Below are 25179 nucleotides of genomic sequence, written 5' to 3' on the forward strand. Positions count from 1 at the left end.
TCCGGCCGTTGCGCGACGCAGAACGTGACCGAGCGCACGCAGACACGCGCTGCGCAGCGCCGTCATGAATTCATCAGCGAGCGATCATTTCTGCGGCGGTGCGATTTTCTACAGTCGCGCCAGCCCGATGGTGTTGTCTCTTCCTGCCGAAGACGAAGAGCGTCCACGCAACGGCAAATCATGCCGCCACACGGGTGACGGTCGACTTCGCCGCGTTCCTCTGCCACGAGACATCACCATGCGTTTGCCGTTCGGGTCGCGCGCCCTCACCGGCGCGATGAGCGTTGCCGTCGTGCAGCGAGCGCCGTGAGCCTCGTCACGGCCGAGCTGTTGCAGACCTTCGGCTGGGCGTTGACCGTGAGGGCAGATGCTGGTCGCGAGAAAGGTGAGGTTGGGGTTTGCCGCCTGGTGCGGCTGGAAGCGGCCCAATCCAGCGGTGAGGCTGCATTCGGCGGCGCCGGCGCCTTCGTGGACGACGAACTTCCTTGGACGAGATGATGAACCCGGTCGAATACTGCTTTGCCGATTGCCGCCTCAACACGGCCACCCGTGACCTGTGGCTGCGCGGCGAGCCGCAGCGAATCGAGCCGCGCGTGCTGGACTTTCTCGTCTGCCTGATCGAGCGGCGTGACCGCGTGGTGAGCAAGTCCGAGCTGATCGCGCAGGTGTGGGACGGCGAGACACTCTCCGATGGTGTGCTGGCCCGCGCTGCAAGCCGCGCCCGCAAGGCCATCGGCGACACGGCCGATGGCCCGTCTCTCATCAAGACCACGCACCGCGTGGGCTACCGCTTCATCGGCGACATCAGAATCGTCAACGTGCCGCTCGCACCGAGAGACGAGCCCAACACGAGTGAACCGGCACCATCAACCGGCCCCGCGCCGACGCGGAAATCTGCAGTGCTCTCGTCCGTCGTCCAGGCGGCGAGCACGCCCCCGTTGGGCATCAACAGTGCCCGCGCTGCAACGCCGGCGCCCATCAGTTTCTTTGCGCTGAACGACGAAGTGGCCGCCTGGACGGCCGCTTTGCCGGTCTTGCGTGGCACGGAGCGGCTGGAGATGCTGCTCAGGTTGGCCTGGTACCTGCGCCAACGCGACACCCAACGCGCGCTGGTGCTGGCCGATGAGGCCGATGCGCTGCTGGGCGCCGCCAGCGACACCGACGCGATGCGTGCCCGTGCGCGCTTGATGCTCGTGCGCGGCGAGGCCAAGTGGCTGTTCGGCCAATTGCACGTGGCCATGGACATGGCGCAACAGGCCGCGTCGGTGTTCGACAGCTGCGCAGACCCGGTGGGCGAGTGCGATGCCGCGCTGCTGCAGGCCGCCATTGCCGCCGACCGCGACGATCCCGCCAGCCTCGACGCCAGCGTGCACGCGGTTCTCGCCAAGGCGAAAGCGCTCGGTGACAAGGAGCGCTATCCGTTGCTGCAACTGCAGCTGGCATTGGCCGAGGCGCAACAGCGCGCCGCGAACGCCGAGACGAAGTGGGCGTTGCACATCGAGCACTGGCTCGAGGCGTGTGGCCCAGGTGTCCGGGCGGTCTGCCACTATGTTCAGGCAACCTGGGCGGGCGGTCGCGGCGACCGTACCCAAAGGCTGCGGTTCGCAGTGGCGGCGCGAGACCTGTATGCGAAGACGGGCCAGTTGCGGGATGTCGCGCGAGAGACCGGGAATGCCGGTGCCATGTTCGCCAACCTTTTCGACAACGAGGCGGCGCTTCAATGGCTGACCGAGGCCTTGACCGCGACGCGCGCCACCGGCTGGCCGCTCAGCCTCGGCGCTTCTCTGGCACAAGCTGCCGCCGTCGTCATCATGCTGAAGCGTCCAGCCGAAGCGGTCGGTCTGCTGGATGAGGCGCAGCGACTGCTGGCGGCATTCCCGGGCAGCCGCGTCGCCATGATGGCGCAGCGCTACCGTGGCGACGTGCAACTGGCGCTCGGGCAACATGCAGACGCGCTCGCTGCGTTCGAGCAATCGGCCTTGCAAGCGCGCGCGCGGCGGCTGGTCACGTATGAGATGGACGCGTTGATCGGCCGCGCCACCGCGCTCTCCAGCCTTGGGCGATCTGTCGAGGCCCGTGATACGGCGTTGGCGGCGCTGAACTTCGCCGAGGCACACAACAACGACTACTACCAGTACCTCCTGCTGCAAGCGCTGGCCACCATCCATCGCGACCACCCAGACCTGCCGAACGAAGCGGTGGCAGAGCCGAGCCTGGTGCTTCACTACCTGTTGCGCGCGCTCGCCAAGCAGAGCACCGACAACCCGCTGACCGTGCCGGCCGCCTTGCTCGAATCGCTCGCCACCGAATACGCCCGCCTCGGCGACCATGCCAAGGCCTATGCGTACCAGGTTCGCAGCCGGGCCTCGCATGCCGAGGCGCAGTCGACCGAGATCAAGAGCCGCGCGATCGCGATGAAGATCCGCCATGACACCGAGCAGGCGCGTGCCGACAGCGAGCACCACCAGGCACTGGCGGCGGCGCACGCCGAGCGCGCGGAGGCGCTCGCGCAGACCAACGCGACCTTGGCCCGCATGGGCACGATCGGCCAGGAGATCACAAGGCATCTCGAAGCAGGCGCCATCTTCGTGGCGCTCGAGCGCCACGTGCACAGCTTGCTCGATGCGTCGTCGCTGGCGGTGTTCCTGATGGACCCCAGTGGCACGACGCTCGAGCTGGCGTTCGGCATGGAGGCCGGCGTGCCGCTGCCGACCGTCCGCGTGGCGCTGGACGACCCGCTCACGAACGTCGCGCGCTGTGCTCGCGAGTGCCGCGAGATCTACATCGAGCAGATGGGCAACGCAGTCGTCGGCATCCCCGGCACGCTGCCGTCGCAAAGCGCTCTGTTTGCGCCATTGAGCACCGGAACCCGGGTCCTTGGCGTGTTGACCGTCCAGTCGCCGCACGCCGCTGCCTACGGAGAGCGCGAGCAGCTGGTGCTGCGCAGCCTGAGCGCCTACAGCGCGGTCGCGCTGGACAACGCGACGGTCTACCACCGGCTCGAGTCGGCCCGCGACGCGCTGGCGCTCACGCATGCCGAGCTGCTCGACAAGAACCGCGAACTCCAGCGCACGCGGCGTGCGCTGGAGCGCATCGGCCCCACCGGCTTGGTCGCCGCGTCAAAAGGTCGTTAGCCGGCGTGGACATGGCGCAGCGCGACCGCTGCTTCAGCCATGGCGAGGCAATGCGGCCGCCGCATTCGCCGGGCGGCGGCCCGTGAGGCGTTCGACCAGCCGCTCCAGCCGGCGCCAGAACGAAACCTCTTCGAGCAGCGGGTTGAGAAAGTTCGTCACCACGCAGTAGTGCGAGTTCTTGTCGCCCTGGTGGTGGCGGCCATGGTGGCGCGGCGTCTGCAACACATAGGCGCGCTGCAGGCGCGTCACCCACCACGGGTTCTCGCGCGGGTTCTGGTGCGTCCACTTGTGCATCTGGTTCGCGTTGACGACCAGCACGGCGAACACCAGCACCGCGGCATTCAGGCAGCCGAGTGCCCACGACGACGTCAGCACCAGCGCCCCCACGAACGCCAGGTCCCACGAACTCTGCCACCAGCTGCGCGCCAGGAAGTCGCGCGGACGGCGGTGGTGCAGGTCGTTGTCGAGCGCGATCTGGTTGATCAGCATCAGCTTGCGCTGCGGTTTGACGCGGGCGTAGGCGTCTTCGGCCCAGTGCACCAGGCCCGAGAAGAAGTCGGCCAGCAACACCGCGGCCGCCAGACCGCACCACGTGGAACCTCCCATTGCACCCATCTCTGTCGCTCTTTCTTTGCCCCTTCACATGAAGGTGAGCGCATGGTGCGCAGAGGGGGCCTGGTGCTCAAGCGAAAGCGATGCAGTAGCTTGCGGTGATACCGGTGGGTTCGGAGGGGCTGACTCCGCGGCTGCCAATGTGGCCTGAGACAATTGCGCCATGCTCCAGTTCGAACTGCTCAAGACCGAAGGCGAAGCCCGCCGTGGCCGCCTGACCCTCAACCACGGCGTCGTCGAGACGCCGATCTTCATGCCGGTGGGCACCTACGGCACGGTGAAGGGCGTGATGCCGGCGTCGCTCGAAGACATGGGTGCGCAGATCATCCTCGGCAACACCTTCCACCTGTGGCTGCGCCCCGGCGTCGACGTGCTGAACCAGTTCGGCGGGCTGCACCGGTTCGAGTCGTGGAACAAGCCCATCCTCACCGACAGCGGTGGCTTCCAGGTGTGGAGCCTGGGCGAGATGCGCAAGATCAGCGAAGAGGGCGTCAAGTTCGCGTCGCCGGTCAACGGCGACAAGCTGTTCCTCACGCCCGAAGTGAGCATGCAGATCCAGCGCGCGCTCAACAGCGACATCGTGATGCAGTTCGACGAGTGCACGCCCTACGAAACCAAGGGCCACCTCACCACCGAGCGCGAGGCCCGCATCTCGATGGAGCTGAGCCTGCGCTGGGCGCGCCGCTGCCTCGCGGAGTTCACGAAGCTCGAGAACCCCAACGCCTTGTTCGGCATCGTGCAGGGCGGCATGTTCGAGAACCTGCGCGAGGAGTCACTGGCGTCGCTTATCGAGCTCGACCTGCCGGGTTATGCCATCGGCGGCGTCAGCGTCGGTGAGCCCAAGCCCGAGATGCAGCGCATCGTCGCGCACACGCCGCACCGGCTGCCGGCCGACAAGCCGCGCTACCTGATGGGCGTGGGCACGCCCGAAGACCTGGTCGAAGGCGTGGTAGCGGGTGTCGACATGTTCGATTGCGTGATGCCCACGCGCAATGCGCGCAACGGTCACCTCTTCACCCGCTTTGGCGACCTGAAGGTGCGCAACGCGCGCTACAAGACCGATGAGACGCCGGTCGACTCGACGTGCAGCTGCTACACCTGCAAGAACTTCCCGCGGGCCTACCTGCACCACCTCGACCGTTGCGGCGAGATGCTGTCGCCGATGCTCAACAGCATCCACAACCTGCACTACTACCTGAACCTGATGCGCGAGATGCGCGAGGCGCTGGACGAAGGCCGGCTCGCGGCCTTCGTGCTGCAGTTCAAGGCCGACCGGGCGCGCGGCGTCTAGCGCCGCTGCCGGCGATTTAGGATCAAGTCGCCGGCGTGTCGCCGTGCTTGTCGTTGGTGAGCAGCGGCAGGCTGCCTTCGCTCTGGTCGCCCAGCAGCCCGGCGCGGGCGTAGATGCCGAGCTTGTCGCGCGTGTCGGCGATGTCGAGGTTGCGCATGGTCAGCTGGCCGATGCGGTCGATCGGCTGGAAGGCGCCTTCCACCTTCTCCATCGACAGGCGCTCGGGCTTGTAGGTGAGGTTGGGACTCACCGTGTCCATCAGCGTGTAGTCGTTGCCGCGGCGCAGCTCAAGCGTCACCTCGCCGGTGATGGCGCGGGCGATCCAGCGCTGGGCGCTCTCGCGCAGCATCATGGCTTGCGAGTCGAACCAGCGGCCCTGGTACAGCAGGCGGCCAAGCTTGCGGCCGTTGGCGCGGTACTGCTCGATCGTGTCTTCGTTGTGGATGCCGGTGACCAGGCGCTCGTAGGCAATGTGCAGCAGCGCCATGCCGGGGCCTTCGTACACGCCGCGGCTCTTGGCCTCGATGATGCGGTTCTCGATCTGGTCGCTCATGCCCAGGCCGTGGCGGCCGCCGATCTTGTTGGCCTCCTCGAACAGCGCCACCGTGCTGCCGAAGCGCACGCCGTTCAGCGCGACTGGGCGGCCTTCTTCGAAGCTCACCGACACGCGCTCGCTCTTCACGGCCACGTCGTCGCGCCAGAAGGCCACGCCCATGATCGGGTTGACGATGTGCATGCCCTTGTTCAGGAACTCCAGGTCCTTGGCCTCGTGGGTCGCGCCCAGCATGTTCGAGTCGGTCGAGTACGCCTTCTCGGTGCTCATCTTGTAGTCGAAGCCGTTGGCGATGAGGTACTCGCTCATCTCCTTGCGGCCGCCCAGTTCGTCGATGAAGGTCTGGTCGAGCCAGGGCTTGTAGATGCGCAGGGCCGGGTTGGCCAGCAAACCGTAGCGGTAGAAGCGCTCGATGTCGTTGCCCTTGTAGGTGCTGCCATCGCCCCAGATGTGCACGCCGTCGTCCTTCATCGCTACCACCAGCGCGGTGCCGGTCACAGCGCGCCCGAGGGGGGTGGTGTTGAAGTAGGTGGCGCCGCCGGTGCTGATGTGGAAGGCGCCGCTCTGGATAGCGGCGATGCCTTCGGCCACCAGCTGCGCGCGGCAGTCGACCAGGCGGGCGATGTCGGCGCCGTAGGCCTTGGCCTTGCGGGGGATGTCGTCGTAGTCGCTCTCGTCGGGCTGGCCGAGGTTGGCGGTGTAGGCGCAGGGGACAGCGCCCTTCTTGCGCATCCAGTGCACCGCAGCGCTGGTGTCCAGGCCGCCCGAGAACGCGATGCCGACGCGTTCGCCGGCGGGAAGGTGTTGGAGGATGGTGGCTGCCACGCGGTGCTCGCTGATGATCGAAGAAAGGCGATGATTTTAGGCGCCGTGCGCTGCGGGCACGCCGGTCAGGCGGACCGTCAGCAGTTTGCCGACCCGATCACGCAGACCAACCGGTGATACGGCGGACGGTTCCACCGCTTCGCCGGCCACCAGGCCCACCGGGCTGAACAGGCCGCGACGGAAGGGTTTGGTCATTGCAGCGCCTTCGACGCGCGAGAAGAACGAGCCCCACAGGTTCTGCAGCGCCATCGGCACCACCGGCACGGGGTTCGTCTCCAGCAGCTTCATCACGCCGCCCTTGAACTCGCCCAGCTCGCCGTCCTTGGTGATCGCGCCTTCCGGGAAGATGCAGACGAGGTCGCCTTCGGCCAGCACCTGGCGCGCGCGTTCGAAGGCCTGTTCGTAGATGGCCGCGTCTTCACGCTGCGGTGCGATCGGGATGGCCTTGGCCAGCTTGAACAGCCAACCCAGCACCGGCACCTTGAAGATGCGGTGGTCCATGATGAAAGCGATGGGCCGTGGGCTCGCCGCCATCAGCAGCACCGCGTCGACGAAGCTCACGTGGTTGCACACCAGGATGGCGGCGCCTTTGGTCGGGATGTTCTCGTCGCCCAGCACCTTGAAGCGGTAGACCAGCCGCGTCGCGACGAAGGCGATGAAGCGCAGCAGGTACTCGGGCATCAGCATGAAGATGTAGAACGCCACGACGGCGTTGAGCACGCCGGTGATCAAGAACACCTGCGGGATCGTGAAGTTCATCGCCAGCAAGGCGCCGACGCCGACCGAGCTCACGATCATGAACAACGCGTTGAGGATGTTGTTGGCCGCGATGATGCGGGCACGGTGGCTGGGCTGCGAGCGCAGCTGGATCAGTGCGTACATCGGCACGCTGTAGATGCCGGCGAAAAGCGACAGCAGCATCAGATCGGTCATCACGCGCCAGTGCGCACCGACGGCCATGAACTGGCTCACCGTGAGGGGTGCCGACGCCGGCAACCCGCGCGATGCGAAGTACAGGTCGATCGCAAAGATGCTCATGCCGATAGCACCCAGCGGCACAAGGCCGATCTCCACATGCCGCTTCGACAGCATCTCGCACAGCAGCGAGCCGATGCCGATGCCGATCGAGAACACCACCAGCAGCAGCGAGGCCACATGCTCGTCGCCATGCAGCACTTCTTTGGCGAACGACGGGAACTGCGACAGGAACACCGCGCCGAAGAACCACATCCACGAGATGCCCAGCAGCGAGCGGAACACCGCCACGTTCTCGTTGGCGAGCTTGAGGTTGCGCCAGGTTTCGGTGAACGGGTTCCAGTTGATCTTCAGGTCGGGGTCGGTCGACGGTGTGGCCGGCACGCCTTGCGCGAACAGTCGCCCGAGCAGCGCGACGCCGACGCAGGCCCACGCGATGTAGTGCGCGCCGACCTGGGGAATCGCAATCAGCAGGCCGCCCGCCACATTGCCCAGCAGGATGGCAACGAAGGTGCCCATCTCGACCATGCCGTTGCCGCCGGTCAGCTCGCGTTCGTTCAGGTGCTGCGGGAGATACGCGAACTTCACCGGCCCGAAGAGCGTGGAGTGCAGACCCATCAGGAACACGCAGGCCAGCAGCACCGGCACGTTGGCCTGCAGGAAGCCGTAGCCTGCGAGCAGCATCACGCCCACTTCGAACCACTTCACGAAGCGGATCATCTTCGTCTTGTCGTACTTGTCGGTCAGCTGGCCGCTGGTGGCCGAGAACAGCAGGAACGGGAAGATGAACAGCGCGCCGATCACGAGGCCCGCCATCGCCGGCGGCAGCCAGCTGACCTGCACCTGGTAGGTCACCATCACGGTGAAGGCGAACTTGAACAGGTTGTCGTTGCCCGCGCCCAGAAACTGCGTCCAGAAGAAGGGCGCGAAGCGGCGCTGCGTCAGCAGGGCGAACTGGTTGGGGTGTTCGGGGTGGCTCAAGGGGTCTCCTCTGTGTGGCTCTTCGGCTGTCGGCGCAATCTACCTCACCACCTGCACCGGGCCGCCAAGGCCGCTGCGATTCAACCACGTGAAGACCGAGTCGACCGTGACGGTTTCGATGCGATCGCCGAATCGTTTGGCGTTGGGGTGGTCGTCGAAGGCCACGTTGGCAGCCGTCATGCGCGCGCCCAGGCGCTTGAAAGCCGAGATGTGCAGGGTGGCGGGTTGGTAGCCCTGTAGTTGCAGCCAGGCCTGCGCACGCTCACGCGTCTGCGCATTCGGGTCTTGCGACAGGGCCAGCGTTTCCAGCACCCACTGGTTCGATTGCTGGTAGGTCTGCGCCCAGGGGTAGGCGACCATGCTGTAGCGCGGCGTGTTGAGCTGCGCCAGCCGGGCGTTGCTGCGCAGCACCGGCAGCAGACGCGCCTGTGCATCAGGCGAGAGCGCCACCATGCCGGCCTGGTAGTCATACAAGTCGTCGAGGAAGAACTCGCCGAGGCCTTGGCGGTACACCGCGGCGACGGCGCTGCCGCACTGGTTCAGCTTGTGCGCCACGTACCAGCGGTCGCCATCGCGGTAGGCCCAGCCCATGTGCGAATAACGCTGGCCGTACTCGCTCAGGTTCTGGCCGACGCGGGCTAGCGCCACCACCTGCGCGCCGCTCGCGTCGAGCTGGCGCGCCGTGTGCTCGGCCAGGTTCATCGCGCGTTCGATGTTGCGCGCCTGGGGTGGCTTCTGCTCGCAGGAACGGCCGGCGTGGGCCAGCGTCGCGATGCACAGCAGCGCGGCGGCGATGGCGCTTTTCATCGCCCGCCCTTTCATCGCGTCACCCGCTCGTTGTAGAGCAAGGCAGCGCCGATCTGGTTCGGGATGAAGGCGATGGCCTGGCCCGCGGCCGACAGCACCCACCCTGCGCTGATGGCAGTCACGACCACCGCGGTGCCGACGGCCACCGACACGCCGCCCGCCACGGTGATGCTGGCGCGCACGCCGTCCGACGCACGCTCCAGCACCCACACCGTGCCCTCGGCCGACGCTTCGATCGCGACCACCGTGAGCATCGCGCCGCCCGAGATGAACATCACCGGCGCGGCGACCGACACAGCAATCGGCAGCATCGACAGCGCACTCGCGTCCGAGGCATTTGGGTGCGCCTGCGCCGTCGAGACACCACCGGCGAGCAGGGCGGCACACAGCACGCCGTTGAGAAACAGTTTCTTCATGGTCGACTCCTTATTCGTTGTCACGGGCGGCGCGCATGCCGTCGCGGCGGGCTTCGGCGATCAGCGCGTCTTGCGCATCACGCAGCGTCTTGGCCAGCGTGAACACGCTGGAGATCAGGAACAGCCAGCTCACGCCGAGGTAGGCCTTGTAGGTCGGGTTCACGTCCATGCGCCACAGGCCCCAGCCGGTGAGTGCCATCGCGAGCGAGAAGCCGCCCCACACCACCAAGCCCCACATCGGCGTGTCGATGCGGCGCTGTTCGTTGTCGCGGATGTACTTGGCGAGCGCGAAGGCGGTCGAGAGGCAGAACACGTAGCCCATCACCATGAAGGCGCGGTGAATGTCTTCACCAGGCAGGTAGGCCAGGCCGGTACCGCACAGCGTGGCGGCCAGTCCGAACGAGACCCAGACCTGGAGCTTCCAGGCGTTGGTGTCCTTGCGGATGGCGATGGGGGTTTGCATGACGTTCTCGGGTTGGTTGAACACGGAACGCATGGTGGCTGGCCGCGCAGGCGGTATCAAGCTCTCCCTGGAAGGTTGCGGCGTCTTGGGCTGCTGGTATCGTCTGTCGATACTTTCGGGGGGTGCGGGAATGAGCACGACACAAGACCTGATCACGGCACTCAAGGCCGAGTTGAAGGCGGCCAACATCACCTATGCCGATCTGGCAGAGCAGCTGGAGATGTCGGAGTCGAGCATCAAGCGCATCTTTGCCAAGGCCGACATGCCGCTCTCACGCATCGACGATGTGCTGCGTGTGCTGAAGATGGACTTCGCCGAGCTCGCACGCAAGATCGCCGACGCGCAGCCGCTGCGCCGCGAGCTGACGCTCGAGCAGGAGAAGGCCGTGGTGGCCGACCGCCGCCTGCTGCTGATCGCCATCTGCTGCCTCAGCCAATGGACCTTCGAGCAGATCCTCGCCACCTACACGCTGACCGAAGCCGAGTGCGTGTCCTGCCTGGCGGTGCTCGACCGGCTGGGCTTCATCGAGCTGCGGCCGATGAACCGCTACCGCCTGCAGGTGGCCAAGACCTTCCGCTGGCGGCCCAACGGCCCGGCGATGGCCTTCTTTCGCGAGCACGTGACCGACGATTACTTCAGCGGCGGCTTCGACGGCGAAGGCGAGATGCTGATGCTCGTGCACGGCCAGGTCGGCCGCAGCCTCGCCGCGAGCTTCGCCGAGCGGCTGCAGCGCGTGGGCCAGGACTTCGCGCAACAACATCTGGCCGATCAGAAGCTGCCGGCCGACCAGAAGCGCCCCTACACGCTGGTGGTCGGCATGCGCTCCTGGCTGTTCGGCGCCTTCCGCGAGTTCAAGCGGGAGGCTTGAGCGCGCTGGCGGTGCGGTTAGAAGGCCGCGCTCAGCGTCACGCTGAACTGCGCCCACGCGCCCGCCTTGCTGGTCGCGACGATCTGCCCGCCCATGCGCTCGATCAGCTGGCGGCTGATGGCCAGGCCGATGCCGGTGCCTTCGGCATGGCTCGCGTCGCGGCCCAGGCGGTTGAAGGGTTCGTAGAGCCGCTCGAGTTGCTGCGGCGTCATGCCGGCCCCGCTGTTCCACACCCACAGCTCCACCGAGCCCGCGCCCGTGGAGCGCGCGCCCACGCGCACCGTGCCCTGCTCCTCGCTGTACTTGATGGCGTTGGACAGCAGGTTGAGCAGGCACTGGCGCATGCGCAGCGGGTCGGCCATGACCTGCGGCAGTCCGGTGTCGAATTCGCGCAGCACGGCGAGCTTGCGCTCCCGCAGCTGCGTGTCGACCATGGCAAGGCTTTCGTCGAGCAGCGCGCTCGCGTCGAGCGCCACGCTTTGCAGCTCGACGGCACCGAGTTCGATGCGGCTCAGGTCCATCAGATCGGTGATCAAGCCGAGCAGGTGCCGGCCGGCCTGCTCGATGTGGGCCACGCGTTCGGCCTGTTGCGGCGTCAGCGGTGCAGCCGGGTCGAGCCTGAGCAATTGTGAGAAGCCGAGCACCGCGTTCAGTGGCGTGCGCAGCTCGTGGCTCACCCGCCCGAGGAACTGCGACTTCATCTCGCTCGCCTGCTCGGCGGCCTGCTGCAGCTCGCGCGCAGCCTGGGCCATCTTCAGCTCGGAGATGTCGACGTAGGTGCCAACCACGCGGCGCGCAAGACCGTCGGAGCTGCGTTCGGCCACCTTGCCGCGGCTGAGCACCCAGATCCAGCCGTCGCGGGCGTGCTTGATGCGGAACTCATCGACGTACGGTGCGCTCGGGTCTCTCAGGTAGTCCACGAAGCGCTCTGTCACGCCGGGCAGGTCGTCCGGGTGGCACAGGTCGAGGAAGCTCTGCTCCGTCACCGGGCCGAAGGCCTGTGGCGTGGTGCCGATGATCTCGGCCCAGCGGCCGCCGAACACCAGCGTGCGGGCGATCAGGTCTCGCTCCCACAGCGCAATGCGGCCGGCGTTGATGGCAGTGGCCAGCCATTCGCGCGACTGCTGCAGCTTGGCGATCATCTGCTCGCGCTCGAGCTGCAGCGCCACCTCGGCGCTCACGTCGAACACCTGCACCATGCGCGCAGGGCGGCCGCCGAACATCAGGTCGTGCCCGCTGATGCGCACGTGGAAGACCGAACCGTCCTTGCTGCGGTGGCGCCAGGTGCCGGGCAGCGTGACGCTGCGGCTCTTCTGCACCTCGCGCGTCATGGCCTGCATCGCCGGCACGTCTTCCGCGGGGCGGATGTCGGCCAGGTTCATCGTCAGCAGCTCGCTGCGCGCGTAGCCGTAGCGCCGGACCATCGCGTCGTTCACGGCCAGCAGCTGATGGTCGGTGACGCCGTAGACGAACATCGGGTTCGCGCTCAGGCTGAACAGGTGCTCGTAGTCGGCGCTGGCCGGCAATTTCGACAGGTCGATCGACGTGGTCGCGAGCTCGGCTTCCGGCTCGGGGATCGCGTCGACTTTCGGTTCTGTGCGAGCTGCGGTTTTGCGAGAGCGCGTCCACATCCAGCCCACGAACGCGGCGGCTGCAATGGCCAGGCCGCCGAGCGCGACAAGCGGCGAGCCGGTGCTCACAGCACGCCGCGTGCGCGCAAGCCCGCCTCTTGCTCGGGCGTGATGCCCAGCTCGCGCAATACGGCCTGCGTGTCTTCGCCGAGCGTGGGAGCGCGGCGTGTGATGCGGCCTGGCGTGGCGCTCAGCTTGGGCACGATACCGGGCACGTCGAGCGACAAGCCGTCGGCCGAGGTGACGCGCTGGACCATGCCGCGTGCGCGGTAGTGCGGGTCTTCGGCGATGTCTTTCGCGGTGTAGAGGCGGCCGGCCGGCACCTGGGCGGCATTGAGCGCGTCCAGCACGGCGGTGACCGCGCGCGTGGCGGTCCAGGCGCCGATCGCGGCATCGATCTCGTCGACGCGTGCCACGCGCGCCGCGTTGCCGACCAGCGTGGGGTCGCGCGCCCAGTCGTCACGGCCGATGGTGGTCATCAGCCGCGTGAAGATGCTGTCGCCGTTGCCAGCCACCAGCACCCAGCCGTCGGTGCACGGGTAGGCATTGCTCGGCGCGATGCCGGGCAGGGCGGAGCCCGCAGCCTCGCGCACCGCGCCGAAGGCGCTGTACTCGGGCAGCAAGCTCTCCATGCAGTTGAAGACAGCTTCGTAAAGCGCGACGTCGATGCTTTGGCCACGCCCTTTCGGCGCCTCAGGCGACACCGACGCATGCCGGTGGTGCAGCGCCATCAGGATGCCGATCACGCCGTGCAGCGAGGCCAGCGTGTCGCCGATGCTCACGCCCACGCGAACCGGCACGCGGCCCGGCTCGCCGGTGAGATAACGCAGTCCGCCCATGGCTTCTGCGACCACGCCGAAGCCCGGTCTGTCCTTGTAGGGGCCGGTCTGGCCGTAGCCGCTGATGCGCAGCATGATGAGGCCGGGATTGGCTGGGCACAGATCGTCGTAGCCGAGGCCCCAGGCTTCCATCACGCCGGGCTTGAAGTTCTCGATCAGCACGTCGCACTCGGCTGCGAGCCGGCGCACGATGTCGCGTGCTTCCGCTTGCTTGAGGTCGAGCGCCACGCTCTTCTTGTTGCGCGATTGAACCTGCCACCACACGCTCGTGCCCTCGTGCAGCAGGCGCCACTGGCGCAGCGGGTCGCCGGTGCCGGGCGGCTCGATCTTGATGACCTCGGCACCGAAGTCGGCCAGTGTCTTGGCGGCGAAGGGGCCGGCGATCAGCTGGCCCATCTCCAGCACCTTCAACCCCGACAGCGGCCCGTTGGCAAATGTGGCTTGAGACGGCATGGTCACGATGGTAGTGTGTCTGCCTCGCCGCCCTCATGGAAAGACGCCATGCGCTACACGCTCTCGAGCCTGCTCCTGGTCCTGTGCACGTCGAGCCCCTGGGCACAGGAACGCGCCATCGACAAAGAGGTGATCGTGGCCGCGCCCGTGGCTGCCGTCTGGCAGAGCTGGACCACCAAGGCCGGAATCGAAAGTTTCTTCGCGCCCGAGGCCGAGATCGACGCCCGTGTCGACGGCGCCTTCCACATTCACATCGACCCGCTCGGCGAGCCTGGCATGAAGGGCGCCGACACCATGCGCTACATGGCCTTGCAGCCGATGAAGATGCTGAGCTTCGACTGGAACGCGCCGCCTTCGCTCCCCGAGGCGCGCCAGCAGCGCACCTTCGTCGTGGTGCGCCTGTTCGACGTCGACGGCAAGTCGACCCGCGTCACGCTGCACCACACCGGCTGGGGCGATGGCGGCGAGTGGGACAAGACCTATGCCTACTTCGACCGGGCCTGGGGCAATGTGCTCGTCAACCTGAAGAAGCGCTACGACAGCGGGCCGATGGACTGGACGGCGTGGATGGAGTCGCTGAAGAAGATGCACGCCACGCCGGCAGCGAAGTAGCGGGTGCGTGCTCGCTGTTTGTTGAGCGGGTGCTACGCCGCCCGTTGCCGTGGAACGGGCTACGCCGCCCGTTGTTCGATCACGTAGTTCGCTCCGTCGTACTGCCCCAGCACTTCCACCAGGTACGGCAGCACCGCGAGCATGTCGTCGTGCAACGTGTACGGCGGGTTGATGATGAACATGCCGCTGCCAGCCAAGCCGAAGCCCTGCTGGTCGGGCTGCTGCACCGTCATGCGCACATGCAGGAAGCCCTTGGGCGCCAGCGCCTCCAGGCGGCGCGGCAACTGCGCGGCTTCGAGCTTGCTCACCTGCGGGTACCACACCATGTAGACGCCCTCGGCAAAACGCGTCAGCGCTTCGCGCAGCGAGGCGATCACGCGCGGGTAGTCGTTGTGGCCTTCGTATGACGGGTCCATCAGCACCACGCCGCGGCGCGATGAGGGTGGCACTTGGCCCTTCAAGCCCTCGAAGCCGTCGGCGTTGTAAACCTCGGCGCCTTTCACCTCACCGAGGTACGAGGCGAGGATGCGGTGGTCGGTGTTGTGCAGCTCGAACATCCGCAACTGGTCTTTCGCGCGCAGCAGCATCTGCGCAAACGCCGGCGAGCCGGGGTACTGCTCCATGCGGCCGTCGGGATTGAACTGCTTCACCAGGTTCACGTAGTCGGCCACGGCCTCGGGCAGGTCGTCGCGGCTCCACAGGCGGCCGATGCCGTTGATGTATTCGCCCTTCTTCTGCGCGTACTGGCCTTCGAGCGAGTAGCCGCCCGCGCCAGCGTGTGTGTCGACCAAGCGGTAGGGCTTGTCCTTCTGGTTCATGTAGCGCAGCACGAGCGTGAGCATCACGTGCTTGAGCACGTCGGCGTGGTTGCCCGCATGGAAGGCGTGTCGGTAGGCGAGCATGGGCAGGCTGGAGTCGGTTGGAGGTTCGTATTGTCTTCCCCGCAGACGCTCGCCGTCGATCTTCAGCATCCGGTTGAAGCTGACGGGCGGGCACCTTCATCGAAAGCCCGGGCCCGGCAAGTCTTTGCAGGGCTTCGTACCATGAGTTCTTCCTTTCCTCCTTGATTGAGCGACACGCATGACTTCCCTTTTCGACCCCGCCCGCGTTGGCGACATTGCCTTGGCCAACCGCATCGTGATGGCGCCGCTCACGCGCAACCGTGCCGCGGTGAACCAGGTGCCCTCCGAGCTGGCGATCACGTATTACGCGCAGCGCGCCGGTGCCGGCCTGATCGTCACCGAGGCCAGCCAGATCAGCCCCGAAGGGCAGGGCTACCTCGACACGCCGGGGATCTACAGCCCCGAGCAGATTGCTGCCTGGAAGAAGGTGACCGACGCTGTGCACGCCAAGGGCGGCAAGATCGTGATTCAGCTCTGGCACGTGGGGCGCATCTCGCATGTGTCGCTGCAGCCGAATGGCCAGGCGCCGGTGTCGTCCACGGCGCGCGCGGCGGTAGGCAAGACCTTCATCAAAGGTGGCTTTGAGGATGTCTCTGCTCCGCGTGCGCTGAGGCTGGACGAGATCCCCAGCTTGATCGCCACCTACCGCCAAGCGGCCCGCAATGCCATCGATGCCGGCTTCGACGGCGTGGAAGTGCATGGCGCCAACGGCTACCTGATCGACCAGTTCCTGCGCGACAGCATCAACGATCGAACCGATGCCTACGGCGGCTCGATCGAGAACCGCGCGCGTCTGCTGCTCGAGGTGATGAACGCCGTGGTGGGTGAAGTTGGTGCCGGCCGCACGGGCCTGCGCCTGAGCCCGGTCACGCCGAGCAACGACGCCGGGCAAGACAGCCAGGCGCAAGCGCTGTTCAGCTACGTCGTCGAACAGCTGGCACCGATGAAGCTTGCGTTCCTGCACTTCGTCGAAGGCCAGACCGGTGGCGCGCGAGACGTTGCGCCGTTCGACTACGAGGCGCTGCGTCAGCGCTACAAGGCCGACCACCCGAACGGCGCATGGATGGTCAACAACGGCTACAACCGTCAGATGGCCATCGACGTGGTGGCCAGCGGTGCGGCGGACCTGGTGGCTTTCGGTCGCCCCTTCATCAGCAATCCCGACCTCGTGCGCCGGCTGAAGGAAGACGCGCCGCTCAACGCGCTGAAGCCGGCGCTGCTGTACGGCGGCACGGCCGAGGGCTATACCGACTACCCGACGCTCGAAGGCGCCGCCGCCTGAAGCATCAACGCTGGGCGGCCAATCGCGAGCGGAAGAGTTCGGGGATGCCGACTTCCCGTGGGCCGGGGATCAGCTCGAAGCTGTCTCCGGCCTTCAAGGTGCCTGGCACCCGCACCGCCAGATAGAAGCCGCACCAGCCGTTGGCCACCATCAGCTTCGCGGCCTGGTTGAAGCCCATGGCCGCGTTGAACTTGAAGCAGGGGAAGCGTGGCTCGCTGACGGCCAGTTCGCAGTTGGGAAAGCGCAGCACGTCGCCGATCCAGGCCTGGTTCTCGAGCATGCCGGCGATCGTGAGGTTCTCGCCCATGGAGCCTGGAGGCAGGTCGTCACCCCACGCGGCCACCTTGGCCTGCGCGCGCACCGTCTGCCAGAACGGGTAGTGCTCGCTGGGGTAGGCGTAGACCGCTTTCGGCAAGCCGCCGTGGACGGACAGGTCGGCCTGCTCGTCGCCAGCCAAGCCAAGGGGTTTGACGACGACCTCGTTCGACACGGCGCGTTTGCCGATGCCGGTCATGACCTTCTGGCCGTTGACCTCGATCTCGCGAGCGGGGCTGATGTTGACGCTGAGCAGGGTGTGCGGCATGGCTTGGATGATGCCGCATCGCAGCAGGGTGTCAGGCCGGTGCCGGACGCCACCCACGCAGGCTGGCCGCGACGCGCCGGCCTTGTGGGCCGGAGACCCATTGACCGAAGAGCTTGGCTGCCGGGTGGTTCACACGGAACGAGCGCATCACGTGCACTTCGGTCCCCATGCGCGAATCGCCGTCGACCATCAAGGCCAGCGGCTTGCGCCCGCGCGCCATCCACAGCCCGCGTTCGATCAAGGTGTACGCGCCCTCTGAAGCAGCTTGCTCCAGCGCGTTGCCCTTGCTTTCGACATACCAGGGAGCTGCGGGGGCAACCTTGGCCGCGCGCCACAGGGCCAGCGTGCCCAGGTGAGCGCCGCTGCCGTTGATCGGCCCTACAAAGCGGGCCTGCGCCTGAGCGAGCTTCGCCAGCGCCGCCGCGACGTCTCGCTCGCCGGCAATGCCGACCGGGTCTTTCGCCTTCTTGCCCACGCCCTCGAGCGGGCCGACCAGCACAAAGTCGCCGACTGCGATCAGGCGGCGGTCGTGAGCCAGGCCTTGTTTCTCGAGCTGCATTTCCTGCACGGGGGCATTTGTCATGGCGGCGTCGAGCTCGCCGCGCTCGAGCGCCTCCAGCAAGGTGCCACTGCGGCCGGGCACCAATTGCACCGCCACGCCGGTGTCGCGGCCGAAGGCCTTCTGCAGCTGGCTTGCGAGACCCGAATCAATGAGCGCCTGCTCGGCCCCCAGATGCATCGGGTCGGCCAGCGATTTGCGCTGCGCCGCCCAGGCCATGGTGGGGATGGATGAGGCGGCCAGAAGGGCCAGGAGCGAGCGGCGATCGATGGTCATGGCGGCCGATCTTATGTCGCCGAAACCCCGGGAAAACGCGCAGGGCTGCCGGGCGTAGGCACTAGTTCACGCGGGCGCCGCATCATGAGATGCAAATTTTGCATGACCCCCTCATGTCTGGTAGTTACCGCGCGATTACATTCAACTCACAATCGTTCTGAGGGTTCATTTTGCCCTCTGTGGAACGCGGATTGCTGACCTCTTCAGAGCATGCAAAACGGCATGGGGCGAGCCCCGAAACCTGACACCCCCAGGTAATCGAGGCTCGCCCGATTCCGGCTTTTTAACTTCGATGATTGGACTCAGCATGAACAGACCCGTGATGGAAGGCTTGCGCTTGAACGTACCCGCCTATGCCAAACATCCCCGCTTGATCGAGTGGGTAGCCCAGGTCGCCGCGCTGACCGAAGCACGCGACGTGTACTGGTGTGACGGCAGCAAGGAAGAGTACGACCGCCTGTGCGCCCAGCTGGTCGCGGCCGGCACCTTCAAGAAGCTCAACCCGGAGCTGCGTCCCAACAGCTACCTTGCCTTCAGCAGCCCGAGCGACGTGGCACGGGTCGAAGACCGCACTTTCATCTGCAGCGAAAAGAAGGAAGACGCCGGCCCCACCAACAACTGGATGGCACCGGCCGAGATGCGCGAGCTGCTCCAGACTGGTGACAAGGCGCTGTTCAAGGGCAGCATGAAGGGCCGCACGATGTACGTCGTGCCCTTCAGCATGGGCCCGCTGGGCTCGCCGATCGCGCACATCGGCGTCGAGTTGTCCGATAGCCCCTATGTCGCGGTCAACATGAAGATCATGACGCGCATGGGCCGCGCGGTCATCGAGGTGCTGGGCGAAGACGGCGTCTTCGTGCCTTGCGTGCACACCGTCGGCGCGCCGCTCGAAGCGGGCCAGAAAGACGTCGCCTGGCCCTGCAACACCACCAAGTACATCGTTCACTACCCCGAGACCCGCGAAATCTGGAGCTATGGCTCCGGTTACGGCGGCAACGCGCTGCTCGGCAAGAAGTGCTTCGCGCTGCGCATCGCCTCGACCATGGGCCGCGACGAAGGTTGGCTGGCCGAACACATGCTGCTGCTCGGCGTCACCGGGCCGGATGGCAAGAAGCACCACGTGGCTGCGGCCTTCCCGAGCGCCTGCGGCAAGACCAATTTCGCGATGCTGATCCCGCCTGCCGGTCTCGACGGTTGGAAGGTCACCACCATCGGCGACGACATCGCCTGGATCAAGCCCGGCAAGGACGGCCGCCTCTATGCCATCAACCCCGAAGCGGGTTATTTTGGCGTGGCGCCTGGGACCAACGAGAAGACCAACTTCAACTGCATGCAGAGCCTGAAGCGCGACGTGATCTTCACCAACGTGGCGCTGACCGACGATGGTGACGTCTGGTGGGAAGGCATGACCGACACCCCGCTCGCGCACCTGATCGACTGGCAAGGCAAGGACTGGACACCCAAGCTCGGCCGCGAGACCGGCGCGAAGGCCTCACACCCGAATGCGCGTTTCACCGTGGCCGCTGCCAACAACCCGGTGCTCGACTCTGAATGGGACAACCCGGCCGGCGTGCCGATCGATGCCTTCATCTTCGGCGGCCGCCGCTCGACCACGGTGCCGCTGGTGACCGAAGCCCGCAATTGGGTCGAAGGCGTGTACATGGCCGCGACCATGGGCTCCGAAACCACGGCCGCGATCATCGGCCAGCAAGGAGTGGTGCGCCGCGACCCGTTCGCCATGTTGCCGTTCACCGGCTACAACATGAGCGACTACTTCCAGCACTGGCTGAACGTCGGCGCCAAGCTGGAAGCGCAGGGCGCCAAGCTGCCCAAGATCTACTGCGTCAACTGGTTCCGCAAGGGTGACGACGGCAAATTCGTCTGGCCTGGCTACGGCGAGAACATGCGCGTGCTGAAGTGGATGATGGAGCGCGTCGAAGGCCGCGGTGAAGGCACCGAAAGCCTCTTCGGCGTGAGCCCGCGTTATGAAGACCTGAGCTGGAAGGGCCTGGACTTCACCCCTGCTCAGTTCAACCAGGTAATGACCGTCGACAAGGCCGCCTGGCGTGCCGAGCTCGATCTGCACACCGAGCTGTTCAACCAGCTGGCCTATCACCTGCCAGCCGAGCTCACGGCCACCAAGGCCAAGCTGGAAGGCAGCCTCGGCTGATCGGCAAACTTTCGCCCACAAAAAAGCCCGCCGAGTGCGGGCTTTTTGTTGCAACGAGAACCGAGGGCTTAGTCGCCGTAGAGCATCTCGTGCCGGTCGGCGGCTGCGTACAGCTCCGACGCGAAGCGCGGGTCCGCAGCTTCGTAGCGGTGGGCCATGGCGCGAACCCGTGCGGCTTCACGTGCCGGGTAACGAGGCGCTGGCTTGCCGGGGTGGTTGAACAGCGCGATGGCGGCTGCGGCGAGGTCGCCGAAGCGGGATGCCAGACGCGGTGCGGTGCGTGCGGCGGGAACTTGGATACTGATGGTTGTGGTGGTCATGGTGTGCTCCTTCGGGGCATCTCTGCAGCTCCACAGGGAGTCGCATTGGGATCAAATATAGGGTTTTCCCTTGTGATGGTCCAATCAAATCTGTGAATCCATGACATTCACGATCAATATGTCACGAAGATAATCCCTTGGATGAACTTCCACACCCTGGATCTGAACCTCCTGCGGGTCTTCGATGCCGTGATGGCCGAGCGCAACCTGACCCGCGCGGCGGCCCGCCTCTCGCTCACGCAGCCGGCTGTCAGCAATGCCCTGCGCCGATTCAAGGAATCCATAGGTGAGGAGCTGCTCACTCGCGTGACACATGGCGTGGTGCCGACACCTTACGCAGAGAAGCTGTGGCCGGAGGTCCGAGCAGCGCTGGGCCAATTGCGTGCTGTGCTCGACCCCGGGGAGTTCGATCCACGGCAAGACCCGGTCAATTTCCAGCTCGCCATGGCAGACGCCACCGCGGCGGTGCTGCTGCCGCCCCTCATTGCGCACATCGAGGCCGAGCAGGCACTCGTCAACCTTCGGATCCTGCCGTTGACCACACGTGACCCGCGTGGGTTGCTGGAGCGCGGCGAGATCGACGTCGCCGTCGGCTACTTTCCGGAGGCGGTGGCCGAACTCGAAACACGCGGCCAGCAAAGCGCGCTGCACCACCAGCGCCTGTCCGAGAGCGAATACGTGTGCGTCATGCGGCGCGGGCACCCACTGGCGAGTGGCGAACTTACGCTGGATGACTTCTGCGCTGCCCATCACCTGCTCGTGAGCTTCTCGGGTCGGCCGCACGGGTTCGTGGACCAGGCGCTGAGCGCGCTCAACCGCTCGCGCCGCATCGTGCTGACGGTGAACCAGTTCTTCACCGCCGGCCGCGTGGTCTCACGCAGCGATCTGCTCACCGTGCTGCCGGCTTCCTTCGTCGACGCCACCGGCTACAAGAGCCAGTTGGTGGAGCGCCCGCTGCCCATGGCCATGCCGCGCATTCACGTCGAGGCCATGTGGCACATGCGGCACGACCGCGTCAGCGCGCACCAGTGGCTGCGCACGCGACTGGTCGAGGCGATGCGGCCCCGAACGGCTGCGGTCGAACGACAATGACGCGTGCCACTTTTCCGCCAAGGCTTGCCATGTCTGCCCATTCCGATTTGACCGACACCGAATTCGCCGAACTCGACGACTTGCTCGCCGCCACGCCCGAGCCCTTGCAGCCCGTCGATGCGGTGATGCTCGACGGTTTTCTGTGCGGCGTGCTCGTGCAGCCGCTGCTGCTGGAGCCCGCCGCCTGGCTGCCGCATGTGTTCGATTTCGACGCGACGCCCTTGCCCGATGACGTCGATGCGACATGGCGCGACCGCACCAGCGCGCTAATCCTGCGTCGCCATGCCGCGCTGAACCGCGCAATGGCCGAAGACGGCTGGTTCAACCCGCTGATCCTGGAGTTCGACGACGAGCACCCGCTGCAGCCGCCCACCGACGGGGGCCCGGACCCAATGGCCGGGCTGAGCGAGATTTCGCAAGCGCTGATGCCCTGGGTCGCCGGCTTTCAGCACGCCACGCTGTGCTTTCCCGACCTGGCGGAGATGCCCGATGACGCGGTGATGACCGCACTCGCGCGTCTGTACCGCCACCTGCCTGCCGAGACCGATGAAGAGCGCGAAGTCGTCGCCACGCTCGAACGCGAACACCCCCTGAAAGACCTGGAAGAAGCGATCGAAGAGCTGGTGGTGACCGTCGCCGACCTCTACGACCTGACGGGCGAGTTGCGCTACAAGGTTGACACCGTGCGCCGTGAAACTCCCAAGGTCGGCCGCAACGACCCGTGCCCGTGTGGGAGCGGCAAGAAGTTCAAGCAGTGCCACGGCGCCACCTGATCCGTGCGTCTGCAACTTCTCTCGGACCTGCACCTCGAGACTGAAGACTTCGAGCCCCAGCCCGCGCCGGACGCCGAGCTGTTGGTGCTGGGTGGCGATATCGACAGCACCTGGGCCGGCCTGTCTCGCTTCCAGGGCTGGCCTGTGCCGGTGGTCATGGTCGCGGGCAACCATGAGTTCGATAGCCGCGAACTCAACACCACCTGGCCCGAACTTCGAGCGCACTGCGGGCAACTCGGCATCACTTTGCTGGAGCGCGAAAGCCTGGTTCTCGCGGACCGCAACGGCCGCCGCATCCGCTTCGTGGCCACGGTGCGCTGGTGCGACTTCGATCTCTTCGGCGAGAAGCAGCGCGACAAGTCAATGCGCGCCGGCACCTACTTCATGCGGGTGATGCGGTCCACACGCAACGGCGCTGTGTTCGACGCCGCTCAAGTGCGCGAAGAGGCCCTGGCGTGCCGCGTTTGGCTGGCCGAAGAGCTGGCTCGCTCATCGACGGAATGGGAGGCGACGGTCGCCTTGACCCACTTCGCGCCCAGTTTGCGCAGCGGCGACCCGCGTTATGGAAGCCAGGCCGGCACCGCGAGCTTCTGCAACGCCGACGACGACCTGCTGCCGCTGGCCGATCTGTGGATCCACGGGCACCTGCACTGCCGCCACGACTACACCGTCGGCAGCACGCGCGTGGTGTGCAATGCGCGCGGCCATGCCCGCAAGGGCGAGGCCGATGGCTACGACGGGCTCTTCGTCGTCGACGTCTGACCCGCCAGCCCATCGAAACAGGTGCTGAGCAGCATCTCGATGATCTGCTCGTCGGTGTGCTGGCCGCTCACCTTCAACAGGCTCAGCACCGGGTCGCAGGCGCGGGCAAACAGCGTGTAAAGCACCACTTCAGGCGGCAGGCGCGGGTTCAGGTCGCCAGCAGTCTGGGCAGCACCGATCCAGGCGCCAAGCTGGTTACTGACCTCCATCAGGCGGTCGAGGTAGGGCTTGTTGGCCATCAGCGCGGCGCGCAGGGTGGAGTTCTGCGCCGGCAGCGACGGCATCTCACCGGCCAGTTGAACCTGCATGGTCCAGCGCGCAACGGCCTTCAGCTGGTCGACAGCGGGGGCGCCCGCCGGCAGGCTGGCCATCAAGGCCTGGGCTCGCTCGAGCACGCGGATCATGGCGGCGCCGGCCAGCTCTTCCTTGGAGCTGAAATGCTTGTACAGGCTGGCCTTGGCGATGCCCACATCGGCGGCGACCTCGTCGACCGTCATGTTGTCGAAGCCTTTCTCAGCCAACAGGCGGTTGACCGAGGCGACGATGGCGTCCTCTCGAACGCGCAAGACTTGCTCACGGAAAGAAACTTTGGCCATGCCGCGATTCTATGCGGCCGGAGCGCTCAGGAAACGACCAAGTTCAGGTTTGAACTGATCAGTATTTGGTTGTGAGCGTCAACGACGCGGTCGGCGAACCAGCCGGTCAGCGGGAGGCGGGGGCGTCGGTGTGGACTTGGGCGATGGCTCGGCCGGCTCAGCTTCTATGCTGGCATCGAGGCCGAAGGCCGTGCCCATGTCGGCCGGATCCGGGGAGTCGTCGGCCTCCGAGCGTCGCGCCGCCATGGAGGTGAGCCATGTCAATCCAGGAATCAAGCTCATCGCAGACCTCCGCACCAGCCGTTGTGAAACCAGTGTGTGGCGGGATGACCTTGGGCGATGCGTGGATATGCGGCTTGCTTGCGGCGCTTTTAATGAGCGCGTCCGCAGGAATCGCTGGCCAGCGATTCAGCCTGGCTTGCCGAGCGCGGCCTCGGCACCAGCCACCAGCGCCGCGCCAATCCGGTCGAGCAGCGCCACGCGCTCGGAGGGCGCCGCCCCATCGGCCCCAAGCCGCCATTGGTGCCAGAACAGCCGCAGGTCAACGCCCACATCGGGCAGCACGGTCACCAACGCACCGCTCTCCAGCAGCTCGCGCACCTGCAGCTCCGGCACGATGCCGATCCCCCAGCCCATCAGCACGGCGCGCACGTAGGCCTCTGCCGACGGAACAAAACGCTCCTGCAGCCGCGGCTGCCGCACGCCCACGGCGCGTGCCGCCCACTGCAGCTGCATGTCGTCCTTGCGGTTGAACGACAGGAACGGCACCTGCGCAAAGTTTGTGCGGTTGAGCCCCTGCGGCAAGGCTTGGCTGAAGAAGCCCGGGCTGGCCACCGCGATGTAGTGCATCACGCCCAGCGGCAGCACCTGGCAGCCTCGCAGCGCTTCGCTCACCGTGCTGACGCAGCCCAGCACCGCGCCCTGGCGCAGCCAGTCGTGTGTGAAGTTCTGATCGTCGACGATCAGCTCCAGCGACAGACCGGCCTGCACCAGCGCGTCGAGCGCCGGCATCACCCAGGTGGCGAGGCTGTCGGCATTGACGGCAATCGGCAGCCGCTGGCCCGCGTCAGCGTCTACACCCAACTCGCGGGCCACGTCCGCGCGCATGGCCTGCAATTGGCGAGCAAAACGCAGCAGCACCTTCCCCGGCTGGGTGAGGCGCAAGGGACGCGAGCGCACAACCAGCAGCTGCCCGACCTGCGCCTCCAACGAGCGTAGGCGCTGCGACACCGCCGACTGCGTGATGGACAAGCGTTGCGCCGCGCGCTCGAAGTTGCCGTCGTCCGCCAGCGCGGCTAAGCATTCCAACGCAGCGGGGTCGAAGTCTTTCATCAGTTTGCCTAATGCAACGCGAGGAATATGAATGATGCTTCACTTCGGCAAGTGGCGCCGAGACAATCTGCA

24 protein-coding genes are annotated in these 25179 nt (G+C 66.3%); 10 read left to right on the forward strand and 14 right to left on the reverse strand.

Going from position 1 to position 25179, the window contains the following annotated elements:
- Window positions 1-306: 306 nt before the first annotated feature.
- Window positions 307-498: a hypothetical protein gene (locus AC1DYS_RS04080; protein WP_477896291.1), complete on the forward strand. Its 192-nt coding sequence runs from the start codon at window positions 307-309 to the stop codon at window positions 496-498.
- A complete protein-coding gene (locus AC1DYS_RS04085; protein ID WP_477896293.1) occupies window positions 498-3134 on the forward strand; it encodes a winged helix-turn-helix domain-containing protein in 2637 nt (878 codons plus the stop codon). The genes AC1DYS_RS04080 and AC1DYS_RS04085 overlap by 1 nt, the downstream gene beginning before the upstream one ends.
- A gap of 33 nt (window positions 3135-3167) precedes the next feature.
- Here the strand turns inward: AC1DYS_RS04085 and AC1DYS_RS04090 are convergent, their stop codons facing one another.
- Window positions 3168-3740: a fatty acid desaturase CarF family protein gene (locus AC1DYS_RS04090; RefSeq protein WP_477896295.1), complete on the reverse strand. Its 573-nt coding sequence runs from the start codon at window positions 3738-3740 to the stop codon at window positions 3168-3170.
- Between the two features lie 169 nt (window positions 3741-3909).
- Between AC1DYS_RS04090 and tgt the strand changes: the two genes are divergently transcribed.
- Window positions 3910-5037, forward strand: a complete 1128-nt coding sequence (tgt, locus tag AC1DYS_RS04095; RefSeq protein ID WP_477896297.1) for a tRNA guanosine(34) transglycosylase Tgt — start codon at window positions 3910-3912, stop codon at window positions 5035-5037.
- Between the two features lie 22 nt (window positions 5038-5059).
- Here the strand turns inward: tgt and argG are convergent, their stop codons facing one another.
- Genes argG through AC1DYS_RS04120 form a run of 5 tightly spaced genes read right to left on the reverse strand, consistent with a single transcriptional unit; the run spans window position 5060 to window position 10057 of the window.
- The gene (gene argG, locus AC1DYS_RS04100) at window positions 5060-6415 is read right to left on the reverse strand and encodes an argininosuccinate synthase (protein WP_477896299.1); all 1356 of its coding nucleotides are present in this window, start codon (window positions 6413-6415) and stop codon (window positions 5060-5062) included.
- 36 nt (window positions 6416-6451) lie between these two features.
- Window positions 6452-8371 (reverse strand): MFS transporter, encoded by a 1920-nt coding sequence (locus tag AC1DYS_RS04105; protein ID WP_477896301.1) that lies wholly within the window; start codon window positions 8369-8371, stop codon window positions 6452-6454.
- 39 nt (window positions 8372-8410) lie between these two features.
- The gene (locus AC1DYS_RS04110; RefSeq protein ID WP_477896303.1) at window positions 8411-9178 is read right to left on the reverse strand and encodes a DUF2145 domain-containing protein; all 768 of its coding nucleotides are present in this window, start codon (window positions 9176-9178) and stop codon (window positions 8411-8413) included.
- A gap of 11 nt (window positions 9179-9189) precedes the next feature.
- Window positions 9190-9594 carry a hypothetical protein gene (locus AC1DYS_RS04115; protein ID WP_477896305.1) on the reverse strand — a complete coding sequence of 135 codons (405 nt, stop codon included), beginning with the start codon at window positions 9592-9594 and terminating at the stop codon, window positions 9190-9192.
- A 10-nt stretch (window positions 9595-9604) separates the two neighbouring features.
- Window positions 9605-10057 (reverse strand): YiaA/YiaB family inner membrane protein, encoded by a 453-nt coding sequence (locus AC1DYS_RS04120; RefSeq protein ID WP_477896307.1) that lies wholly within the window; start codon window positions 10055-10057, stop codon window positions 9605-9607.
- A 130-nt stretch (window positions 10058-10187) separates the two neighbouring features.
- On the opposite strand from AC1DYS_RS04120, the gene AC1DYS_RS04125 reads away from it, so the two are divergent.
- Window positions 10188-10925, forward strand: a complete 738-nt coding sequence (locus AC1DYS_RS04125) for a helix-turn-helix domain-containing protein (RefSeq protein ID WP_047497186.1) — start codon at window positions 10188-10190, stop codon at window positions 10923-10925.
- 17 nt (window positions 10926-10942) lie between these two features.
- On the opposite strand, the gene AC1DYS_RS04130 is transcribed toward AC1DYS_RS04125, so the two are convergent.
- Entirely contained in the window at window positions 10943-12625 is a 1683-nt protein-coding gene (locus AC1DYS_RS04130) for a PAS domain-containing sensor histidine kinase (RefSeq protein WP_477896309.1), read from the reverse strand.
- Window positions 12622-13848 (reverse strand): CaiB/BaiF CoA transferase family protein, encoded by a 1227-nt coding sequence (locus AC1DYS_RS04135; RefSeq protein WP_477896311.1) that lies wholly within the window; start codon window positions 13846-13848, stop codon window positions 12622-12624. The genes AC1DYS_RS04130 and AC1DYS_RS04135 overlap by 4 nt, the downstream gene beginning before the upstream one ends.
- A gap of 48 nt (window positions 13849-13896) precedes the next feature.
- Here AC1DYS_RS04135 and AC1DYS_RS04140 point away from each other — a divergent pair, with 48 nt between their 5' ends.
- A complete protein-coding gene (locus AC1DYS_RS04140) occupies window positions 13897-14460 on the forward strand; it encodes an SRPBCC family protein (RefSeq protein WP_477896313.1) in 564 nt (187 codons plus the stop codon).
- 59 nt (window positions 14461-14519) lie between these two features.
- Here AC1DYS_RS04140 and AC1DYS_RS04145 read toward each other — a convergent pair whose 3' ends face one another.
- Window positions 14520-15362: a 23S rRNA (adenine(2030)-N(6))-methyltransferase RlmJ gene (locus AC1DYS_RS04145; protein ID WP_477896315.1), complete on the reverse strand. Its 843-nt coding sequence runs from the start codon at window positions 15360-15362 to the stop codon at window positions 14520-14522.
- Between the two features lie 178 nt (window positions 15363-15540).
- On the opposite strand from AC1DYS_RS04145, the gene AC1DYS_RS04150 reads away from it, so the two are divergent.
- Window positions 15541-16644, forward strand: a complete 1104-nt coding sequence (locus AC1DYS_RS04150; protein WP_477896317.1) for an alkene reductase — start codon at window positions 15541-15543, stop codon at window positions 16642-16644.
- Window positions 16645-16648: 4 nt separating this feature from the next.
- Here AC1DYS_RS04150 and AC1DYS_RS04155 read toward each other — a convergent pair whose 3' ends face one another.
- Window positions 16649-17227, reverse strand: coding sequence for an MOSC domain-containing protein (locus AC1DYS_RS04155; protein ID WP_477896319.1), 579 nt, complete (start codon window positions 17225-17227; stop codon window positions 16649-16651).
- Window positions 17228-17258: 31 nt separating this feature from the next.
- Window positions 17259-18062 carry a substrate-binding domain-containing protein gene (locus AC1DYS_RS04160; protein WP_477896321.1) on the reverse strand — a complete coding sequence of 268 codons (804 nt, stop codon included), beginning with the start codon at window positions 18060-18062 and terminating at the stop codon, window positions 17259-17261.
- A 307-nt stretch (window positions 18063-18369) separates the two neighbouring features.
- Between AC1DYS_RS04160 and AC1DYS_RS04165 the strand changes: the two genes are divergently transcribed.
- On the forward strand, window positions 18370-20232 hold the full coding sequence (locus AC1DYS_RS04165) for a phosphoenolpyruvate carboxykinase (GTP) (RefSeq protein WP_477896323.1): 1863 nt from the start codon (window positions 18370-18372) through the stop codon (window positions 20230-20232).
- A gap of 68 nt (window positions 20233-20300) precedes the next feature.
- On the opposite strand, the gene AC1DYS_RS04170 is transcribed toward AC1DYS_RS04165, so the two are convergent.
- Window positions 20301-20552 carry a hypothetical protein gene (locus AC1DYS_RS04170; RefSeq protein WP_477896325.1) on the reverse strand — a complete coding sequence of 84 codons (252 nt, stop codon included), beginning with the start codon at window positions 20550-20552 and terminating at the stop codon, window positions 20301-20303.
- A gap of 141 nt (window positions 20553-20693) precedes the next feature.
- On the opposite strand from AC1DYS_RS04170, the gene AC1DYS_RS04175 reads away from it, so the two are divergent.
- From AC1DYS_RS04175 to AC1DYS_RS04185, 3 genes are read left to right on the forward strand one after another with little or no spacing between them, the layout of a single operon-like run.
- Window positions 20694-21644: a LysR family transcriptional regulator gene (locus AC1DYS_RS04175; protein WP_477896327.1), complete on the forward strand. Its 951-nt coding sequence runs from the start codon at window positions 20694-20696 to the stop codon at window positions 21642-21644.
- A gap of 29 nt (window positions 21645-21673) precedes the next feature.
- A complete protein-coding gene (locus AC1DYS_RS04180; RefSeq protein ID WP_477896329.1) occupies window positions 21674-22417 on the forward strand; it encodes a UPF0149 family protein in 744 nt (247 codons plus the stop codon).
- A gap of 3 nt (window positions 22418-22420) precedes the next feature.
- Window positions 22421-23179 carry a metallophosphoesterase gene (locus AC1DYS_RS04185; protein ID WP_477896331.1) on the forward strand — a complete coding sequence of 253 codons (759 nt, stop codon included), beginning with the start codon at window positions 22421-22423 and terminating at the stop codon, window positions 23177-23179.
- On the opposite strand, the gene AC1DYS_RS04190 is transcribed toward AC1DYS_RS04185, so the two are convergent.
- Window positions 23149-23775 (reverse strand): TetR/AcrR family transcriptional regulator, encoded by a 627-nt coding sequence (locus AC1DYS_RS04190; RefSeq protein ID WP_477896333.1) that lies wholly within the window; start codon window positions 23773-23775, stop codon window positions 23149-23151. The two genes, AC1DYS_RS04185 and AC1DYS_RS04190, sit on opposite strands and share 31 nt — an antisense overlap.
- Window positions 23776-24183: 408 nt before the next feature.
- Window positions 24184-25107: a LysR family transcriptional regulator ArgP gene (locus AC1DYS_RS04195; RefSeq protein WP_477896335.1), complete on the reverse strand. Its 924-nt coding sequence runs from the start codon at window positions 25105-25107 to the stop codon at window positions 24184-24186.
- Between the last annotated feature and the right edge of the window lie 72 nt (window positions 25108-25179).

Source organism: Rhizobacter sp. P2_G4, from assembly GCF_056403575.1.

Bases quoted from the DNA above. Each gene is read 5' to 3' on its own strand.
- AC1DYS_RS04085 (WP_477896293.1), top strand. From the start codon at position 498: ATGAACCCGGTCGAATACTGCTTTGCCGATTGCCGCCTCAACACGGCC.
- AC1DYS_RS04090 (WP_477896295.1), bottom strand. From the start codon at position 3,740: ATGGGAGGTTCCACGTGGTGCGGTCTGGCGGCCGCGGTGTTGCTGGCC.
- tgt (WP_477896297.1), top strand. From the start codon at position 3,910: ATGCTCCAGTTCGAACTGCTCAAGACCGAAGGCGAAGCCCGCCGTGGC.
- AC1DYS_RS04110 (WP_477896303.1), bottom strand. From the start codon at position 9,178: ATGAAAAGCGCCATCGCCGCCGCGCTGCTGTGCATCGCGACGCTGGCC.
- AC1DYS_RS04115 (WP_477896305.1), bottom strand. From the start codon at position 9,594: ATGAAGAAACTGTTTCTCAACGGCGTGCTGTGTGCCGCCCTGCTCGCC.
- AC1DYS_RS04120 (WP_477896307.1), bottom strand. From the start codon at position 10,057: ATGCAAACCCCCATCGCCATCCGCAAGGACACCAACGCCTGGAAGCTC.
- AC1DYS_RS04125 (WP_047497186.1), top strand. From the start codon at position 10,188: ATGAGCACGACACAAGACCTGATCACGGCACTCAAGGCCGAGTTGAAG.
- AC1DYS_RS04135 (WP_477896311.1), bottom strand. From the start codon at position 13,848: ATGCCGTCTCAAGCCACATTTGCCAACGGGCCGCTGTCGGGGTTGAAG.
- AC1DYS_RS04140 (WP_477896313.1), top strand. From the start codon at position 13,897: ATGCGCTACACGCTCTCGAGCCTGCTCCTGGTCCTGTGCACGTCGAGC.
- AC1DYS_RS04145 (WP_477896315.1), bottom strand. From the start codon at position 15,362: ATGCTCGCCTACCGACACGCCTTCCATGCGGGCAACCACGCCGACGTG.
- AC1DYS_RS04150 (WP_477896317.1), top strand. From the start codon at position 15,541: ATGACTTCCCTTTTCGACCCCGCCCGCGTTGGCGACATTGCCTTGGCC.
- AC1DYS_RS04155 (WP_477896319.1), bottom strand. From the start codon at position 17,227: ATGCCGCACACCCTGCTCAGCGTCAACATCAGCCCCGCTCGCGAGATC.
- AC1DYS_RS04160 (WP_477896321.1), bottom strand. From the start codon at position 18,062: ATGACCATCGATCGCCGCTCGCTCCTGGCCCTTCTGGCCGCCTCATCC.
- AC1DYS_RS04165 (WP_477896323.1), top strand. From the start codon at position 18,370: ATGAACAGACCCGTGATGGAAGGCTTGCGCTTGAACGTACCCGCCTAT.
- AC1DYS_RS04170 (WP_477896325.1), bottom strand. From the start codon at position 20,552: ATGACCACCACAACCATCAGTATCCAAGTTCCCGCCGCACGCACCGCA.
- AC1DYS_RS04175 (WP_477896327.1), top strand. From the start codon at position 20,694: ATGAACTTCCACACCCTGGATCTGAACCTCCTGCGGGTCTTCGATGCC.
- AC1DYS_RS04180 (WP_477896329.1), top strand. From the start codon at position 21,674: ATGTCTGCCCATTCCGATTTGACCGACACCGAATTCGCCGAACTCGAC.
- AC1DYS_RS04190 (WP_477896333.1), bottom strand. From the start codon at position 23,775: ATGGCCAAAGTTTCTTTCCGTGAGCAAGTCTTGCGCGTTCGAGAGGAC.
- AC1DYS_RS04195 (WP_477896335.1), bottom strand. From the start codon at position 25,107: ATGAAAGACTTCGACCCCGCTGCGTTGGAATGCTTAGCCGCGCTGGCG.